General features: G+C 50.0%; 2 protein-coding genes. One reads left to right on the top strand and one right to left on the bottom strand.

Going from position 1 to position 1,285, the window contains the following annotated elements; all coding sequences use genetic code 11:
* On the bottom strand, positions 1–214 hold a 214-nt coding region (locus NZ772_19160), incomplete at its 3' end, for a hypothetical protein (GenBank protein MCS6815676.1).
* Positions 215–452: 238 nt separating this feature from the next.
* On the opposite strand from NZ772_19160, the gene NZ772_19155 reads away from it, so the two are divergent.
* Positions 453–1,285: hypothetical protein (locus NZ772_19155; protein ID MCS6815675.1), on the top strand; the 833-nt coding region annotated here is incomplete at its 3' end.

The raw sequence follows: 1,285 nt of genomic DNA, 5'->3' as shown, positions 1-1,285 counted from the left end.
CAAACAGTTTTTTGTTGAGGTAGATGCTGCCCAGTTCGTAATACTCTTGAGGCGTGCCTTTTTCCTTAGATAGGCGATTTTGCAGTGCCGAGAGCTTGAGTTCGGTTTGGCGGGTACGCAACACCTGCTGCACAACAAACCAAGCCGCCCCAGACAACAGAGTTAAGAACAACCCTAGATAGATAGTAGGCAAGGTGCTATTTAAGTCAGTCATGGTGCTTCAGTATCCCTATCCACAGCCAATTTCCTCTATTCTCGGACAAGATGATTCCAGATGCAATCACTAGGGGTGAAGTCAGCAAGGATACCTTGAATACGAGAGACTCGTTTGAGATTTCCTGATGGCCCCTTGGTTCTTCAGAAAAAGGAAGCACAAGCAGCTTGGTTGCTGGCAATAATCGCCCCCACCATAGTCATGGCCGTGTAAACATGCATCCACCAGGTAAAACAGCGTGAATAAGCATCGTTGGGTTGAAACATTAGAATATCTTGCACTAGTTGGTTCAGGAGTAGGCACCGTAGCATCCGTTCTGTATCAGCAGGCCGCCCTTGCCTCTGCGCCCCTGTCTGTTGCTTTGGTTCTGAACTTGGTCAATCGTCGTCGGTTAGACGGGCAAGTGAACGATGAGGTTGTTTCGGCGCTGGATCGGTTAAACCAAGACATTGAGCAGGAAGTTCAAGCTCGCTGTGCCATGCAGCAACGTGTGCTGGCGATGCCTCGACCTGATGAGTTTGCAGTTGCCCTAGAGTCAGCTACCCAGGGCGTTATGGCCCAGGCTCAACAAGCAATCAACGAGGTAGAAGCGACATTGCACGATCGGCTGACGGCTCTGGAAGAGAAAACTATTCCATCAATTCGACAGGATGTGCTCTGTGTGCAAGAGCAAGTGCCTGCCCTCCAAGCTTCGTTGATTGAGGTCAACACCCACTTGCTAGACATGGTAAGCAATGATCGCATGAACCATGTGGAATCTAGCTTAGGGAAAATTGTGGCCATGCTAGATGAGCACCAAGCTAGCCTTCAAGATTTAGCAGCCGCACCAGCTACCGAGATCATAACCCTGCAAGAGCAACTGCGGATACTTCAGCAGCGCTTTGCAAATTTGCCTAATAACCAAGCACTAGAGCAGGAGATTGCGCTCCTACGAGAGGAGATTGATAGCCTGTTGAAGGCATCGTTGCCACCATTATCTCGTCAAGAGTTGAGTAATGCGCTTATGGAGATAGCAGCCTTGCAGCAAGCGCAACAGAGTCTGCAAGCAGCACAGCAGCCGCTAGCAGAGGC

The sequence above is a fragment of the Cyanobacteriota bacterium genome (assembly GCA_025054735.1).
Classification (GTDB): Bacteria; Cyanobacteriota; Cyanobacteriia; order SKYG9; family SKYG9; genus SKYG9.
This window is presented reverse-complemented; position numbering and strand designations above follow the sequence as displayed.